The sequence below is a fragment of the Paraburkholderia sp. GAS199 genome (assembly GCF_050436585.1).
Lineage (GTDB): Bacteria > Pseudomonadota > Gammaproteobacteria > Burkholderiales > Burkholderiaceae > Paraburkholderia.
The window spans coordinates 254,740-269,582 of the sequence record NZ_JBNDMM010000007.1; the positions used below are offsets into that span (position 1 = coordinate 254,740).

Genomic DNA, 14,843 nt, shown 5'->3' on the forward strand with positions numbered 1-14,843 from the left:
TGAAAATCCGTTGATCCGTCTGGCCCGGTGGGCCGTCGCACCATGACTACCGAAATCGTTACGAGCACTCCGACACCCATCCCTTCCTTCGACGAAGCGATGGCGTTCGTGCGCGAACATGCGGGCGAGGTGCGGCTGTCGTCGGGCGAATTGCTGGCGGATCATGCGGCGGGCACGGCGTCGATCATGCGCACGCTCAACGTCGATCCGCCGGCGGTGCTGGCGGCTGCGTTGTTCGCGCTGACGCCGCATCTGCAGGATCCGGAGCAGGTCATCGCCGACAACTTCGGCGAAGAAGTGGCGCAACTGGTCGGCGACGTGCGCAAGCTGTTGCGTCTCGGCACGGTCAGCTCGCGCGCCGCACAGAACGCGATTCCCGAAGCCGGGCGTGACGCGCAGGCCGCCCGTCGTACGCAGGTCGAAGCCTTGCGCAAAATGCTGCTCGCGTTCGCGCAAGATATTCGCGTGGTGTTGATCCGGCTCGCGTCGCGTTTGCAGTCGTTGCGCTACTACGCCGCGGCGAAAATCACGCCGTCGCCCGACGTGGCCCGGGAAACGCTGGACATTTACGCGCCGCTCGCCAACCGGCTCGGCATCTGGCAACTGAAGTGGGAGCTGGAAGACCTGGCGCTCCGCTTCGAAGAACCCGTGACATACAAGCGCATCGCCAAGTTGCTCGACGAGAAACGCGTCGAACGCGAGAGCTATGTCGCGCAGGCAATCGAGCGGCTGCAGCGGGAACTGGCCGCCGCCCATGTGCCGGCCGAGGTGAGCGGGCGGCCAAAACACATTTACAGCATCTGGCGCAAGATGCGCGGCAAGGAACTCGACTTTGCCGAACTGTACGACGTGCGCGCGTTTCGCGTGATCGTGCAGGACATCAAGGATTGCTACACCGTGCTCGGCATCGTGCACAACCTGTGGCAGCCCGTGCCCCGGGAGTTCGACGACTACATTTCGCGGCCCAAGCCGAACGGCTACAAGTCGCTGCATACCGTGGTGATCGGCGACGACGGCCGCGCGTTCGAAGTGCAGATCCGCACGCAGGAAATGCATCAGTTCGCCGAGTACGGCGTGGCCGCGCACTGGCGTTACAAGGAAGCAGGCACGCGCGGTTACGGCGGCCAGTTCAGCGCGAACGAGAAGTACGACGAGAAGATTGCGTGGCTGCGTCAGTTGCTCGCGTGGAAAGACGAGGTATCCGAGGGCGAGCATGGCGAGAAGCGCGCCGCGCAGCCGTGGGAGCAATTGCGTCAGGCCACGCTCGACGACGACCACATCTACGTGCTCACGCCGCAAGCGCGTGTCATTTCGCTGCCGCTTGGCGCGACGCCGGTGGATTTCGCGTATCACCTGCACAGCGAACTCGGACACCGTTGCCGCGGCGCGCGTGTCGACGGCGCGATGGTGCCGCTAAACACGGCGCTGCAGAACGGACAAACCGTCGAGATCGTCGCGGTGAAAGAGGGCGGTCCTTCGCGCGATTGGCTCAATCCGCAACTGGGCTATTTGCAGAGTCACCGGGCTCGGCAGAAGGTGCGCGCGTGGTTCAACGCGGTCGAAGTGCAGGAGCACATCGCGAGCGGGCGGGCCATGGTCGAAAAGACCTTGCAGCGCGAGGGCAAGACGTCGGTCAATCTCGATCAGCTCGCGGCCAAGCTCGGCTTCAAGACGACCGACGACCTGTTCTCGGTGGTCGGCAAGGAAGAGTTCAGCCTGCGACTCGTCGAGCAGGCGCTGCACGATGCGCCGCCGCCCGAGCCGATCGTCGAGGCGCCCGAACAGTTCGAGAAGCGCAGCAGCGGCGCGAGCGTTGCGCGCGGTGCCTCGACGGGCGTGCTGGTGGTCGGCGTCGACGCGCTGTTGACGCAGTTGGCGCGCTGCTGCCGTCCCGCGCCTCCTGATGACATCAGCGGTTTCGTCACGCGCGGCAAGGGTATGTCGATTCATCGCAGCGATTGCCCCACGTTCATGCGCATGGCCGAGCGTGCGCCGGAACGCGTGTTGCAAACGGCGTGGTCGGCGGATGTGATGAGCGGTCGCGGACAGTCCGTTTATCCGGTCGACCTCAGTATCGAGGCAACCGACCGGCAAGGTCTGCTGCGCGATATTTCCGAAGTGTTCGCGCGCGAGAAGATGAATGTGATCGGTGTGAAAACGCAGTCGCGTCGTAACGCGGCTTTCATGCAATTCACGGTCGAGGTGTCGAGCGCCGCGCAGATCCAGCGCGCGTGTACGATACTCGGCGAGGTGACGGGCGTGGTGCGCGCGTCGCGCAAGAGTTGATACGCGCGCGGTCGGCTGTGTGGCCGTCTGCGTGAAACAGAAATTTAAAGTCGGTGCAGAAAAGTACTTGCCAAGCGGTGTAGCGCTCCATATAATCTCGTTTCTTCAGGCTCGTAGCTCAGCTGGTTAGAGCACCACCTTGACATGGTGGGGGTCGTTGGTTCGAGTCCAATCGAGCCTACCAACGAAAGAGAAATTCCGGTTTTGCCGGGGTTTCGCAAACTGCAGTAAGCGTCTCTGGCGCAAAAGGCGAATACGGTTATGACACCGCGAACGTTGACCGAAACCACTTCGGAGCGACGCTAGTCGAGGACCACTTTCGCCAATGTAGTTTGCAGGAAATGTGAATGCGGCCCCTCGAAAGTGGGGCCGCATTTTTTTTGGTTTTTTGACCTGGTTGTATGTGCCGCCGCCGGTCGGCACCACGGAGAACGCAATGGTTTCGATACGTCTGCCTGACGGTTCTGTTCGACAGTACGAGCATCCGGTGACCGTCGCCGAAGTGGCCGCTTCGATCGGCCCCGGCCTCGCGAAAGCTGCACTCGGCGGCAAGATCGACGGCGAACTCGTCGACACGTCCACGCTGATCGATCACGACGTGGCGCTCGCAATCGTCACCGATAAAGACGCCGACGGCCTCGATATCATTCGCCACTCCACGGCGCACTTGCTGGCGTACGCGGTGAAGGATCTGTTCCCCGAAGCGCAAGTCACGATCGGTCCGGTGATCGACAACGGCTTCTACTACGACTTCGCCTACAGCCGTCCCTTCACGCCGGAAGATCTGGAAAAGATCGAAAAGCGCATGCAGGATCTCGCGAAGAAAGACGAGTCGGTCTCGCGCCGCGTGGTTTCGCGCGACGAGGCGGTGGACTACTTCAAGAGCATCGGCGAGAAGTACAAGGCCGAGATCATCGAATCGATTCCCGCCACCGACGAAATCAAGCTGTACGCTCACGGCGGCTTCACCGATCTGTGCCGCGGCCCGCACGTGCCTTCTACCGGCAAGCTGAAAGTTTTCAAGCTCATGAAGGTTGCCGGCGCCTACTGGCGCGGTGATTCAAAAAACGAGCAACTGCAACGCATCTACGGCACGGCCTGGACGAAGAAGGAAGACCAGGAAGCGTACCTGCACATGCTGGAAGAAGCTGAAAAGCGCGATCACCGCAAGCTCGGCAAGCAACTCGACCTGTTCCACATGCAGGACGAGTCGCCGGGCATGGTGTTCTGGCATCCGCGTGGCTGGACGCTGTGGCAGCAAGTCGAGCAATACATGCGTCGCCGCGTAAACGACGCGGGCTACCTCGAGATCAAGACGCCGATGATCATGGACCGCTCGCTCTGGGAGGCGTCCGGTCACTGGCAGAACTATCGTGAAAATATGTTCACGACGGAATCGGAAAAGCGCGACTACGCGATCAAGCCGATGAACTGTCCGGGTCACGTGCAGGTTTTCAATCACGGTCTGCGTTCGTACCGCGATCTGCCCCTGCGTTACGCGGAATTCGGTTCGTGCCATCGCAACGAATCGTCCGGCGCACTGCATGGCTTGATGCGCGTGCGCGGTTTCGTGCAGGACGACGCGCATATTTTTTGTACCGAAGATCAGTTCATCAGCGAGTCGATCGCCTTCAATACGCTGGCAATGAGCGTTTATAAGGATTTTGGCTTCGACAATGTGGAGATCAAACTCTCGCTGCGTCCCGACGCTCGTGCCGGTACGGATGAAACGTGGGACCGCGCCGAGCAGGGTTTGCGCGAAGCGCTGACCGCCTGCGGTGTGACGTGGGAAGAGCTGCCGGGCGAGGGCGCGTTCTACGGCCCGAAGGTGGAGTACCACATCAAGGATGCGCTTGGCCGTTCGTGGCAATGCGGCACCTTGCAACTCGATATGGTGCTGCCGGAGCGTCTGGGCGCCGAATACGTCGCGGAAGACAACAGCCGTCGCCGGCCGATCATGCTGCACCGGGCGATCGTCGGCTCGATGGAGCGTTTCCTCGGCATTTTGATCGAGCACCATGCTGGTGCAATGCCGTCGTGGCTCGCACCCATGCAGGTCGTGGTGATGAATATCGCCGAAAGTCAGGCCGAATATGCGCAGTCGCTAGCCCAATCGTTGCAAAAACAAGGGGTTAGAGTGGAGGCCGATTTGCGCAACGAGAAGATTAGCTATAAAATACGGGAGCACACGCTGGAAAAGGTGCCGTACCTGCTTGTGGTCGGCGACAAAGAGCGTGAAGCCCAAACGGTAGCCGTGCGTGCCCGTGGTGGTGTCGATCTGGGCGTAATGCCTCTCGATACCTTCATTGAGCGTCTGCGCCAGGACGTGCAGTCGTTCAACTGAGCCACTAGGCAGCCCGGCTCGTTTTTTTAAATTTTAGAGGAAACGTAACATCGCTACTGATAAGTCTGCGCACCGCATCAACGGTGAAATTACGGCACCTGAGGTGCGTCTGGTCGGCGTCGAGAACGAACCGCTCGGCATCGTGAAACTCGCTGATGCGTTCCGCATGTCGGAACAGCAAGATGTGGATCTGGTCGAAATCGCTCCGCAAGCGGTTCCGCCGGTTTGCCGCTTGATGGACTACGGCAAGTTCAAGTACTCGGAAGCGAAGAAGCAACACGAGGCCAAGCTGAAGCAGAAGGTCGTCCAGGTCAAGGAAGTCAAATTCCGTCCGGGCACCGACGACGGTGACTACAACGTCAAGCTGCGTAACCTCATCCGCTTTCTCGACGACGGCGACAAGACGAAAATCACGTTGCGTTTCCGCGGCCGCGAAATGGCCCACCAGGAAATCGGTATGCGCATGCTTGAGCGTCTGCGTACCGATCTGGACGAAGTAGGCCAGGTCGAGCAAATGCCGAAGATGGAAGGGCGCCAGATGATCATGGTGCTTGCTCCGAAGAAAAAGAAGTAAGCAACCCGAGTGGCGGCGCGCCATGTGGCGCGAGCTCTGGTTGTGTGAATTGATTTGGCGTCGTGCGGGTGTCCGCGCGGCACCAGCAGGTTTCGGAGCGCAGCGCACGTTAGTGCACAGCGCTTTCCGGAAAGCGGCTGCCGGTTTAAGCGGCGGTCTGCATACCAAGTGGAGTGGGTTTCGAAGGGCGGGTAATGGCCATATGGCCGACCGCACACCCATATCCATCTAATAATGGAGTTGTCATGCCGAAGATGAAGACCAAGAAGAGTGCTGCAAAGCGCTTCGTGGTGCGTCCGGGCGGTACCGTCAAGCGCGGTCAAGCCTTCAAGCGCCACATTCTTACCAAGAAGACCACCAAGAACAAACGCCATCTGCGCGGCTCGACTGGAGTTCATGATTCCGATCTGAACTCCGTGCGCGCAATGCTGCCGTTCGCTTAACCCTTAACTGAAACTCATAGGAGCAAGACATGCCTCGAGTAAAACGTGGGGTTACCGCACGGGCCCGTCACAAGAAGATCATCAAGCTGGCCAAGGGTTACCGCGGCCGTCGCAATAACGTCTATCGCATCGCCAAGCAGGCGGTCATGCGCGCAGGCCAGTACGCCTACCGCGATCGCCGCAACAAGAAGCGTGTGTTCCGTGCATTGTGGATCACGCGTATCAACGCGGCGGTGCGTCAGCACGACATGACGTACAGCGTGTTCATCAACGGCCTGAAGAAGGCTTCGATCGAACTGGACCGCAAGGTGCTGGCCGACATGGCTGTGTTCGACAAGGCTGCTTTTGCTGCGATCGTTCAGCAGGTGAAAGCCGCCGTTGCAGCCTGATTGCGCTTCTGGCAATTAACACTGCGTGGTTCGTTGCAGCGAACATCCGGTAGTCTCGGTGACGCTGCAGCAAAAACGGGGCTCCTCACCGAGCCCCGTTTTTGTTGGTAGAACCAGTTTTGCTTCGATTGAACACTGACGTTGAAATGATGGGATCAATGGATCTGGACCAGATTGTCGCCGACGCGCAAAAAGCCTTCGCAGAAGCCTCCGACGTCACCACCCTCGAGAACGAGAAAGCTCGCTTTCTTGGCAAATCGGGTGCGCTGACCGAACTGTTGAAGGGCCTTGGCAAACTCGATCCCGAAACGCGCAAGACCGAAGGCGCACGGATCAACCTCGTCAAGCAACAAGTTGAAGCCGCATTGACGGCTCGCCGTCAGGCTCTTGCCGACGCGTTGCTGAACCAGCGCCTCGCCGCTGAAGCCATCGACGTCACGTTGCCCGGTCGCGGCACCGGTGCAGGCAGCCTGCATCCGGTCATGCGCACGTGGGAGCGCGTCGAACAGATTTTCCGTACGATCGGATTCGACGTGGCCGACGGCCCCGAAATCGAAACCGACTGGTACAACTTCACCTCGTTGAACAGCCCGGAAAATCATCCGGCGCGTTCGATGCAGGATACTTTTTACGTCGACGGCAAAGATGCCGACGGCCGTCAACTGCTGCTGCGCACGCACACCAGCCCGATGCAGGTGCGCTACGCGCGTACCAATACGCCGCCGATCAAGGTGATCGTGCCGGGCCGTACTTATCGCGTGGATAGCGACGCCACTCATTCGCCGATGTTCAATCAGGTCGAAGGCCTGTGGATCGACGAGAACATCAGCTTCGCGGACCTGAAGGGCGTCTACACCGATTTCCTGAAGAAATTCTTCGAGCGTGACGATATTCTCGTTCGCTTCCGTCCGTCGTATTTCCCGTTCACCGAACCGTCGGCCGAAATCGACATGAAGTTCGAAACGGGCAAGAACGCCGGCAAGTGGCTCGAAATTTCGGGCTCGGGCCAGGTTCATCCCACCGTGATCCGCAACATGGGCCTCGATCCCGAGCGCTACATCGGCTTTGCTTTTGGCAGCGGCCTCGAACGGCTCACCATGTTGCGCTACGGCGTGCAGGACCTGCGTCTGTTCTTCGAAAACGACCTGCGTTTCCTGCGTCAATTCGCGTGAGCCCGCGCGTATCAACGCGACGAGCATAGAGCGCGGCATCGCACGACGTGCGTGCCGCCAGCGTCCCCGGCAGTGCCAGAGAGTCACTCGGATGTCAGCACTGCCGGACGTGGACCTAACCTGATCAGAACGAACACAGAACCATGCAATTCCCGGAATCCTGGCTGAGAACTTTTGTCGATCCGCAACTGACGACCGATGAACTGTCGCACGCGTTGACGATGGCGGGTCTCGAAGTCGAAGACCTGCGGCCGGCCGCGCCGCCGACCTCGAAGATCGTCGTCGGCCAGGTGCTGGAAGTCGTCAAGCACCCGGACGCGGACAAACTCAACGTGTGTCAGGTGAACGCCGGCACGGGCGCGACCCTGAACATCGTGTGCGGCGCGCCGAACGTTGCGCCGGGCATCAAGGTGCCGGTCGCTTTGGTGGGCGCGCAACTGCCGCCCGCCGAAGAGGGCGGCGCGCCGTTCGCGATCAAGCTCTCCAAGCTGCGTGGTGTGGAAAGCCAGGGCATGCTGTGTTCGGCGCGTGAACTGAAGCTTTCGGAAGATCATAGCGGCCTGATGATCCTGCCGGAAGATACGCCGATCGGCCAGGACATCCGCGAAACGCTGAACCTCGACGACACCGTTTTCGAAATCAAGCTGACGCCGAACAAGGCCGATTGTCTTTCGGTGTTCGGCGTGGCGCGCGAGACGTCGGCCATCACCGGCGCGCCGTTGCGCCCGCTCGACATCAAACCTGTCGAAGTGAAGCTGAACGAAACGCTGGCCGTTAAAATTTCGGCGCCCGATCTGTGTGGCCGCTTCTCAGGCCGCGTGATTCGCGGCGTGAACGCGCGCGCGAAGTCGCCGCAGTGGATGGTGCAGCGTCTCGAACGGTCGGGGCAACGTAGCATTTCGGCGCTCGTCGACATCTCGAACTACGTGATGCTCGAACTCGGCCGTCCGTCGCACGTGTTCGACCTGGACAAGATCCACGGCGGCATGGATGTGCGTTGGGGCCGCAAGGGCGAAACGCTCAAGCTGCTGAACGGCAACACGGTCGAACTCGACGAAACCGTCGGCGTGATTGCGGACGAACAGCACATCGAGAGCCTCGCCGGCATCATGGGCGGCGACAGCACGGCCGTTACGCTCGACACCACCAACATCTATCTGGAAGCCGCGTTCTGGTGGCCGGACAGCATTCGCGGCCGCTCGCGCAAGTACAACTTCTCGACCGACGCTGGTCACCGCTTCGAGCGCGGCGTCGATTACGCGACTACTGTCGAACACATCGAGCGCATCACGCAATTGATTCTCGACATCTGCGGCGGCGAAGCCGGCCCGGTCGACGATCAGATCGTCAACGTGCCGAAGCGTGACTCGGTGAAGATGCGCGTGGCTCGCGCGAACCGCATCATCGGCGTGACGATTTCCGCGGATGAAATCGGGCAGATCTTCACGCGTCTCGGTCTGTCGTTCGAACGGGACGGCGATACGTTCTCGGTGATGCCGCCGTCGTATCGTTTCGACATCGAAATCGAAGAAGACCTGATCGAAGAAGTGGCGCGTATCTACGGCTTCGAAAAGATCCCTGCGCGTCCGCCGGTTGCGACCAGCGAAATGCTGCCGACCAACGAAACGCAACGCTCGATTCACGCGATCCGTCACGCGCTCGCCGCGCGCGACTACGCTGAAACGGTCAACTTCAGTTTCGTCGACGCGGAATGGGAGCAGGATTTCGCCGGCAACGACTCGCCGGTGCGTCTGCTCAATCCGATTGCAAGCCAGTTGTCGGTGATGCGTACGACGCTGTTCGGCAGCCTGATCAACGTATTGCGCACGAATCTGAATCGCCGCACCTCCGACCGCGTGCGCGTGTTCGAAGCGGGCCGCGTGTTTCTGCACGATCCATCCATCAAGGCAGGCGAACTGACGGTCGAAGGTTTTGCGCAGCCGAAGATGATCGGCGCGCTCGCGTACGGTCCTGCGCAGGACGAGCAGTGGGGCACGCCGACCCGCGCGGTCGACTACTTCGATGTGAAGGGTGATCTGGAGGCGCTGTTCGCGCCGGCCGTGGCACGTTTCGTGAAAGCGGAGCATCCGGCATTGCATCCGGGACGCAGTGCGCGCGTTGAAATCGATGGCCGCGCGGTGGGCTGGATCGGCGAATTGCATCCGCGCTGGATGCAGAAATATGATTTGCCGCATGCGCCGATTCTCTTTGAAATCGAAGCTGAAGCATTAATGCAGCGCGTATTACCGGTTCCGACTGAAGTTTCTAAATTCCAGCCGGTGCGTCGTGATATCGCGGTAGTCGTCGATCAAAAAATCGAAGTTCAGGCACTGCTGGACGAGCTTCAAAAGGCGCAGTCCGAAGCGGCTTGCAAGACCGTTCAAAAGGTTGTGCTTTTCGACGAATTCCGTCCAAAATCAAACACTTCCGGTGGTCTGGCCGCTCACGAGAAAAGCCTTGCGTTCCGTGTGACCTTGCAAGATACTGGCGGAACCCTTCAGGATGAAACGGTCGATCTGGCCATTCAAACTCTAGTGGAACGTCTGGCTCGAGTATATGGCGCACGGTTGCGCGGATAACCCGCATTTAACAATTGCACGGCTGTTTCCGCATCCCTTGTTTTTAGCTTGGCGCGCCATTTGATAGATATGAATGAAATGAACTCGAGTGATTTCGAAGCCCTTCTTACGGCGCAACGCAGCGCCATGATTCGCGATATTCCGACATCACCCGCGGCCGTTTCCACCGAAACGCCGACGCTGACCAAGGCTGAACTTGCCGAGTTGCTGTTCGACAATGTCGGACTCAACAAGCGGGAAGCAAAAGACATGGTTGAAGCGTTCTTCGAAGTGATCCGCGATGCGCTCGAAAGCGGCGACAGCGTCAAGCTGTCGGGTTTCGGCAACTTCCAGTTGCGCGACAAACCCCAGCGTCCCGGCAGAAACCCGAAGACCGGCGAGGCGATTCCAATCGCCGCGCGTCGCGTGGTGACGTTCCATGCAAGTCAAAAGCTGAAAGCGCTGGTCGAGAACGGCGCCGAAGCAAGCTTCGCGCGCTGATTGACCGGCGCGTTCCTGCGCAACCCATCACGGCTAACTGACGATGACAGCGACGATCGAAAAAGTCGTCTTGCCTCCGATTCCGGCGAAGCGCTACTTCACGATTGGTGAGGTCAGCGAGTTATGCGGCGTCAAACCGCATGTGCTGCGCTATTGGGAACAGGAGTTCACGCAGTTGCGGCCGGTGAAGCGGCGCGGAAATCGCCGGTACTACCAGCATCACGAAGTGCTGCTGATCCGACGGATTCGTGAGTTGCTTTACGAGCAGGGTTTCACGATCAACGGCGCGCGCAACCGGCTGGATTCGCATGGCGGCGGCGCGCATGGCGCACCGGCCGAGATGATCGAGGAAGGCGAGAGCGCTGCGGCCGTGCCGGCAGCTACCACCGCAGCCGTCGACGTCGAGCAGTTGCGCAAGGAGTTGATGAACGTGATCGATCTGTTGAAAACGTAGTTCGCTTTGTTCACGTTCAACGGTTCTAATCGAATGAAGTGTCTGTTATAATTTTTAGCTGTTCGGGGCGTAGCGCAGCCTGGTAGCGTACCTGCATGGGGTGCAGGTGGTCGGAGGTTCAAATCCTCTCGCCCCGACCAAAAGATTAAAGCCCGCACAGCTTCACGCTGTGCGGGCTTTTTCGTTTCTGGCGTCAAGCAAGACACCTGTCTGCATCATCACCTCGTCGCCCTCCATCTCGCGTTCATCCATCCACGCTCTTTACTTCCCCCCAACATCCCCCCTATAAAGAACCATATCCCGACTTCAACCCAACAATGAACATCACTCTGGACGAGTTGCAGGCCTTCGTCGCCGTCGTCGACACCGGCTCCATCACCGCGGCCGCGCAGCAACTCGACCTGACCATCTCGGCGGCGAGTCGCACGCTGGGACGTCTCGAGAGCAAGCTCAAAACGACATTGCTGCGCCGGACCACGCGGCGTCTTGAGTTGACGGAAGAGGGGCGCGTTTTCTTGCAGGACGCACGCGCGATCATCGCGTCGGTGGATAGCGCGGAAGAACAGATGGCGGCCCGACGCGAGCGGCCCGTAGGGCGCCTGCGCGTCGATGCGGCCACGCCCTTCATGCTGCACGTCATCGTGCCGCTCGTGCCGGGTTATCGCGAGCGCTTCCCGCACGTCGAGCTCGAACTCAACAGCAACGAAGGCATCATCGATCTGCTGGAGCGGCGCACCGACGTGGCGATCCGGATCGGTCATCTGAAGGATTCGACCTTGCACAGCAAGCCGATCGGCAGCAGCCGCGTGCGCATTCTCGCGAGCCCCGACTATCTGAAAACGCACGGACCCCCTAAGAATGTCGACGACCTCGCGAAGCGTTCGTTGCTCGGATTCAGTCAGCCGGAATCGTTGAACGTCTGGCCGATTGCCGGACCGGACAACGCGCCGTTGCACATCACGCCGACCATCTGGTCGTCGAGCGGCGAGACGCTGCGCCAGCTTGCATTGGCCGGCGCAGGCGTGGTTTGTCTGTCGGACTTCATGACGGGAAACGACCGGCGCGAAGGCCGGCTCGTTCAGGTGCTGCCGCGCCTCACCGAAGATTCGCGTCAGCCGATCAGCGCGGTCTACTATCGCAACACCGCGATCTCGTCGCGCATCGTGTCCTTCGTCGATTATCTCGTCGACGCTGTGCGCGGAACCGAGTTCGCACGCTGAAACACGAGCAGATCGCCTACGGCTTTATCGCCTCACGGATCCCTCGACTCGAACCTCACCACAGCGACGGCACGATATCCACGAAAAGTATCTTGATGATCGTCATGGCCGGAAAGATCATCGCGTAGCCGATATCCGGTTTGTCGGTCGGCGTGAGCTTGTTGGCGAAGGCGAGAATCGCCGGGTTGCCGCAGGCGCCCGCGACGATGCCCGCCACTTCGTCGAAAGGCAGGCGGTACACCAGCAGGCCGAGGATCAGAATCGGCACGGCCAACGCCAGCAGCACGAGGGCGCCGAGGCCGAGCATTAGCAAGCCGGTCTGCGAGACGGTAGCGGCGAACTTCGGTCCCGACGACATGCCGACCTGCGCCAGAAAAATCGTCAGCCCCAGATTGCGCATCACGAGATTGGCGGGCAAGGGCATGGTCCAGTTGACGCTGCCCGTGCGCCGCAATTGTCCGAGCACCAGCGCCACGATCAGCACGCCGCACAGCCCGAGTGCGAGCGAGCCGAGACCGGGCAACGGAATCTGGATAGCGCCGACCAGAAAACCCAGCGCCATGCCGAGTCCGACGGAGATATAGCTGAACTCGGCAGTACCCTTGATCGAGTCACCGAAGAACGAACGCAGCGTGGCGAATTCGCTGCGTTTCGTCAGCAGGCCGACGCGGTCGCCGAATTCGAGAATCAGGTCGGCGCGCGGCATGATGTCCGCATCGCCGCGACGCACGTGCGCCACGATCGCGCCGCCGGGCAGATCGAGTTCGCCGAGCGGCCGGCCAACCACGCTCGGCCGTGAAGCGAACACACGCAGATAGTCGAGGTCGCCGCGATCGCGCAACACGCGTCCGGGCGCGGCCTCGCCCAAACTTTGACGCGTCTGCGCAAGCGAGCTTTGCGTCGGACTCACGGCGAGCACGACGTCGTTTTCCGCGAGCACGAGATCGGCGGCGGCGGGCGCGTTGTGATGCGCGCTACGCACGGCGACGATCTGCACGTCGGCTGGCAGCGCGGCGAGTGCTTCGCCCACGGTCTTGCCGCAAAACGCGGGGTTGCGCAGGGCGATCTCCATGATTTCGAGCCCGGCGTTCGCGGTGGCCTTGATCTTCGGCGAGAGCAGCATGAACGCGAGATACAGCAACAGGATCGGACCGGCGACGCCGAAAGGGTAGGAGACCGAATAGCCGACGGCAGCGTCATCGTTGCCGAGCGTGGCGATGGCGGCCTGCAATGCCGCGGTGCTGGTGCCGGAGCCCGAGAACAGTCCGAGCGCGTAGCCCGGATTCATCTGCATGAGCTTCTGGATGGCAATGCTGACAGCGCCCGCGCACAGCACGCCGATCAGCGCGAGAATATTGGCGCGCCGGCCGGCCGCGCTGGTCAGGCCGAGGAAGAACTGTTTGCCGTACTGCACGCCCACGGTGTAGAGGAACAGCGCGAGGCCGAGCGTGCCCACCATCGGCGCGGGCGCGGACTTCGGCGCGAACCAGCCGGCCGCGAGCGCCACGAACAGCACCGCCCCCACGCCGAGCGAGAACCCCTTGATATTGATCTCGCCGATGAAATAGCCCACGGCGATGGTCAGAAACAGCGTCATCAAGGGCTGATGTTCGAAAAGCGTCTTCAGGAAATCCATGTTTCCTCCGGGAACGGATCGGACGGCTCGGTGCTGGTCTTCCTGTGCTTTTCTGTTTTGAGGTGGGCGCGCCTTGGTCTTTCGGTTATGCCTTTTGATTCACGTGACGCCGTGGTTCACGCCTGCCCAAGCGCAATATACCGCTGAAGGTGATGATCTTCATCACCCAGTTGATGGTCGATCATCACGAGGCGCTTGGCATAGTGCGCGAGCGGCAGTTCCCACGTCATGCCGATTCCGCCATGCAACTGGATGGATTCCTCGGCAACCCGCGCGCCGATGCGGCCAATGCTGTATTTCGCCGCCGACATTGCGCGTTCCCGCGCACGCCGCTCGCCGCCGAGCGCGGCAGCGGCGTTGATGACCGCCGAGCGCGCCTGTTCGATCTCGAGCAGCAGATCGGCCATGCGATGTTGCAAGGCTTGAAAGCTGCCGATCGGTACGCCGAACTGTTTGCGCGTGCGCAAATATTCCAGCGTGAAATCTTTGGCAACGTCCATCGCGCCGACCGCTTCGGCGCATAACGCGAGCACGCCGTGCGCGATGGCTCGTTCGAGCGTCGCGAAGCCGTCGCCCGGCGTGCCGAGCACGGCGTCGTCGTTCAGCGCGACGTTATCGAACGTGACTTCGGCCGCCCGGCCGCCGTCGATCTTGCGATAGCCGCGCACCTGCACGCCCTCGGCGTTCGCAGGCACCAGGAAAAGCGTGATGCCGGCTTCGTCGTCGATGGCGCCCGCGGTGCGCGCGGCCACCAGCAGCAGATCGGCATGCTCGCCGTGCTGGACCACGGCCTTCGCGCCGCGCAGACGCCAGCCGTCGTTGCCGGCCTGTGCGACGCGTTCCGCGCGCGTCCCGATGCGCGCGAGTTCGTAATGACTCTGCGGTTCGCCGTGCGCGAGCGCGACGATTCGCGTACCGTCGATCAAACCGCCGAGCAGGTCCTGTTGCGCCGCGTTGCCGCTGTGCGTGATCGCCGTGCCGACGATCAGCGTGTCGAGAAACGGTTCGACGACGAGGCCGCGTCCGAGGCTCTCGAACACCACGGCGATATCGAATCCGCCGCCGCCGAATCCGCCATGCGCTTCGTCGAACAAGGTGCCGATCACGCCGAGTTCGGCAAAGCGCCGCCACATGTCGGCGCTGAATCCTTCGGCGGAGCGCGTGATGCGCTCGCGCTTGCCGAAGTCGTATTGCTCGGTGACGAAGCGGTTCAGCGTGTCCGCCAGCATGCGGCGGTCTTCGGTGTGCTGGAAGTTCATGACAGAC

General features: G+C 61.0%; 12 protein-coding genes and 2 tRNA genes. 12 read left to right on the plus strand and 2 right to left on the minus strand.

From position 1 onward, the window contains the following. The first annotated feature begins 42 nt into the window (after positions 1-42). The 12 genes from P3T18_RS25610 to P3T18_RS25665 all read left to right on the plus strand — a co-directional run bounded on the left by P3T18_RS25610 (position 43) and on the right by P3T18_RS25665 (position 11,941). A complete protein-coding gene (locus P3T18_RS25610) occupies positions 43-2,286 on the plus strand; it encodes a RelA/SpoT family protein (protein ID WP_429302757.1) in 2,244 nt (747 codons plus the stop codon). A 107-nt stretch (positions 2,287-2,393) separates the two neighbouring features. Continuing rightward, positions 2,394-2,470, plus strand: a tRNA-Val gene (locus tag P3T18_RS25615). A 252-nt stretch (positions 2,471-2,722) separates the two neighbouring features. Continuing rightward, positions 2,723-4,630 carry a threonine--tRNA ligase gene (gene thrS / locus P3T18_RS25620; protein ID WP_429302758.1) on the plus strand — a complete coding sequence of 636 codons (1,908 nt, stop codon included), beginning with the start codon at positions 2,723-2,725 and terminating at the stop codon, positions 4,628-4,630. A gap of 49 nt (positions 4,631-4,679) precedes the next feature. Next, a complete protein-coding gene (gene infC, locus P3T18_RS25625) occupies positions 4,680-5,204 on the plus strand; it encodes a translation initiation factor IF-3 (protein WP_075643546.1) in 525 nt (174 codons plus the stop codon). Between the two features lie 245 nt (positions 5,205-5,449). After that, complete coding sequence (rpmI, locus tag P3T18_RS25630) at positions 5,450-5,647, plus strand: 50S ribosomal protein L35 (protein ID WP_429302759.1); 198 nt, start codon at positions 5,450-5,452, stop codon at positions 5,645-5,647. 29 nt (positions 5,648-5,676) lie between these two features. Next, a complete protein-coding gene (gene rplT, locus P3T18_RS25635) occupies positions 5,677-6,036 on the plus strand; it encodes a 50S ribosomal protein L20 (protein WP_006052502.1) in 360 nt (119 codons plus the stop codon). A gap of 158 nt (positions 6,037-6,194) precedes the next feature. Next, positions 6,195-7,208 carry a phenylalanine--tRNA ligase subunit alpha gene (gene pheS / locus P3T18_RS25640; RefSeq protein WP_429302760.1) on the plus strand — a complete coding sequence of 338 codons (1,014 nt, stop codon included), beginning with the start codon at positions 6,195-6,197 and terminating at the stop codon, positions 7,206-7,208. Positions 7,209-7,351: 143 nt separating this feature from the next. Further along, on the plus strand, positions 7,352-9,787 hold the full coding sequence (gene pheT / locus P3T18_RS25645; RefSeq protein ID WP_429302761.1) for a phenylalanine--tRNA ligase subunit beta: 2,436 nt from the start codon (positions 7,352-7,354) through the stop codon (positions 9,785-9,787). Between the two features lie 69 nt (positions 9,788-9,856). Then, the gene (locus P3T18_RS25650) at positions 9,857-10,267 is read left to right on the plus strand and encodes an integration host factor subunit alpha (RefSeq protein ID WP_054040433.1); all 411 of its coding nucleotides are present in this window, start codon (positions 9,857-9,859) and stop codon (positions 10,265-10,267) included. Positions 10,268-10,310: 43 nt separating this feature from the next. Next, positions 10,311-10,721, plus strand: coding sequence for a MerR family transcriptional regulator (locus tag P3T18_RS25655; protein WP_429302762.1), 411 nt, complete (start codon positions 10,311-10,313; stop codon positions 10,719-10,721). Between the two features lie 63 nt (positions 10,722-10,784). Further along, positions 10,785-10,861 (plus strand) — tRNA-Pro (locus tag P3T18_RS25660). Positions 10,862-11,038: 177 nt separating this feature from the next. Continuing rightward, the gene (locus P3T18_RS25665; RefSeq protein WP_429302763.1) at positions 11,039-11,941 is read left to right on the plus strand and encodes a LysR substrate-binding domain-containing protein; all 903 of its coding nucleotides are present in this window, start codon (positions 11,039-11,041) and stop codon (positions 11,939-11,941) included. A gap of 55 nt (positions 11,942-11,996) precedes the next feature. Here P3T18_RS25665 and P3T18_RS25670 read toward each other — a convergent pair whose 3' ends face one another. Continuing rightward, positions 11,997-13,577: an aspartate:alanine exchanger family transporter gene (locus P3T18_RS25670; protein WP_429302764.1), complete on the minus strand. Its 1,581-nt coding sequence runs from the start codon at positions 13,575-13,577 to the stop codon at positions 11,997-11,999. Positions 13,578-13,693: 116 nt separating this feature from the next. Next, entirely contained in the window at positions 13,694-14,836 is a 1,143-nt protein-coding gene (locus P3T18_RS25675) for an acyl-CoA dehydrogenase family protein (protein WP_429302765.1), read from the minus strand. Positions 14,837-14,843: the final 7 nt, after the last annotated feature.

Coding starts and splice junctions, on each gene's coding strand:
- P3T18_RS25610 (WP_429302757.1), top strand. CDS start 43: ATGACTACCGAAATCGTTACGAGCACTCCGACACCCATCCCTTCCTTC.
- thrS (WP_429302758.1), top strand. CDS start 2,723: ATGGTTTCGATACGTCTGCCTGACGGTTCTGTTCGACAGTACGAGCAT.
- rpmI (WP_429302759.1), top strand. CDS start 5,450: ATGCCGAAGATGAAGACCAAGAAGAGTGCTGCAAAGCGCTTCGTGGTG.
- rplT (WP_006052502.1), top strand. CDS start 5,677: ATGCCTCGAGTAAAACGTGGGGTTACCGCACGGGCCCGTCACAAGAAG.
- pheS (WP_429302760.1), top strand. CDS start 6,195: ATGGATCTGGACCAGATTGTCGCCGACGCGCAAAAAGCCTTCGCAGAA.
- pheT (WP_429302761.1), top strand. CDS start 7,352: ATGCAATTCCCGGAATCCTGGCTGAGAACTTTTGTCGATCCGCAACTG.
- P3T18_RS25650 (WP_054040433.1), top strand. CDS start 9,857: ATGAATGAAATGAACTCGAGTGATTTCGAAGCCCTTCTTACGGCGCAA.
- P3T18_RS25655 (WP_429302762.1), top strand. CDS start 10,311: ATGACAGCGACGATCGAAAAAGTCGTCTTGCCTCCGATTCCGGCGAAG.
- P3T18_RS25665 (WP_429302763.1), top strand. CDS start 11,039: ATGAACATCACTCTGGACGAGTTGCAGGCCTTCGTCGCCGTCGTCGAC.
- P3T18_RS25670 (WP_429302764.1), bottom strand. CDS start 13,577: ATGGATTTCCTGAAGACGCTTTTCGAACATCAGCCCTTGATGACGCTG.
- P3T18_RS25675 (WP_429302765.1), bottom strand. CDS start 14,836: ATGAACTTCCAGCACACCGAAGACCGCCGCATGCTGGCGGACACGCTG.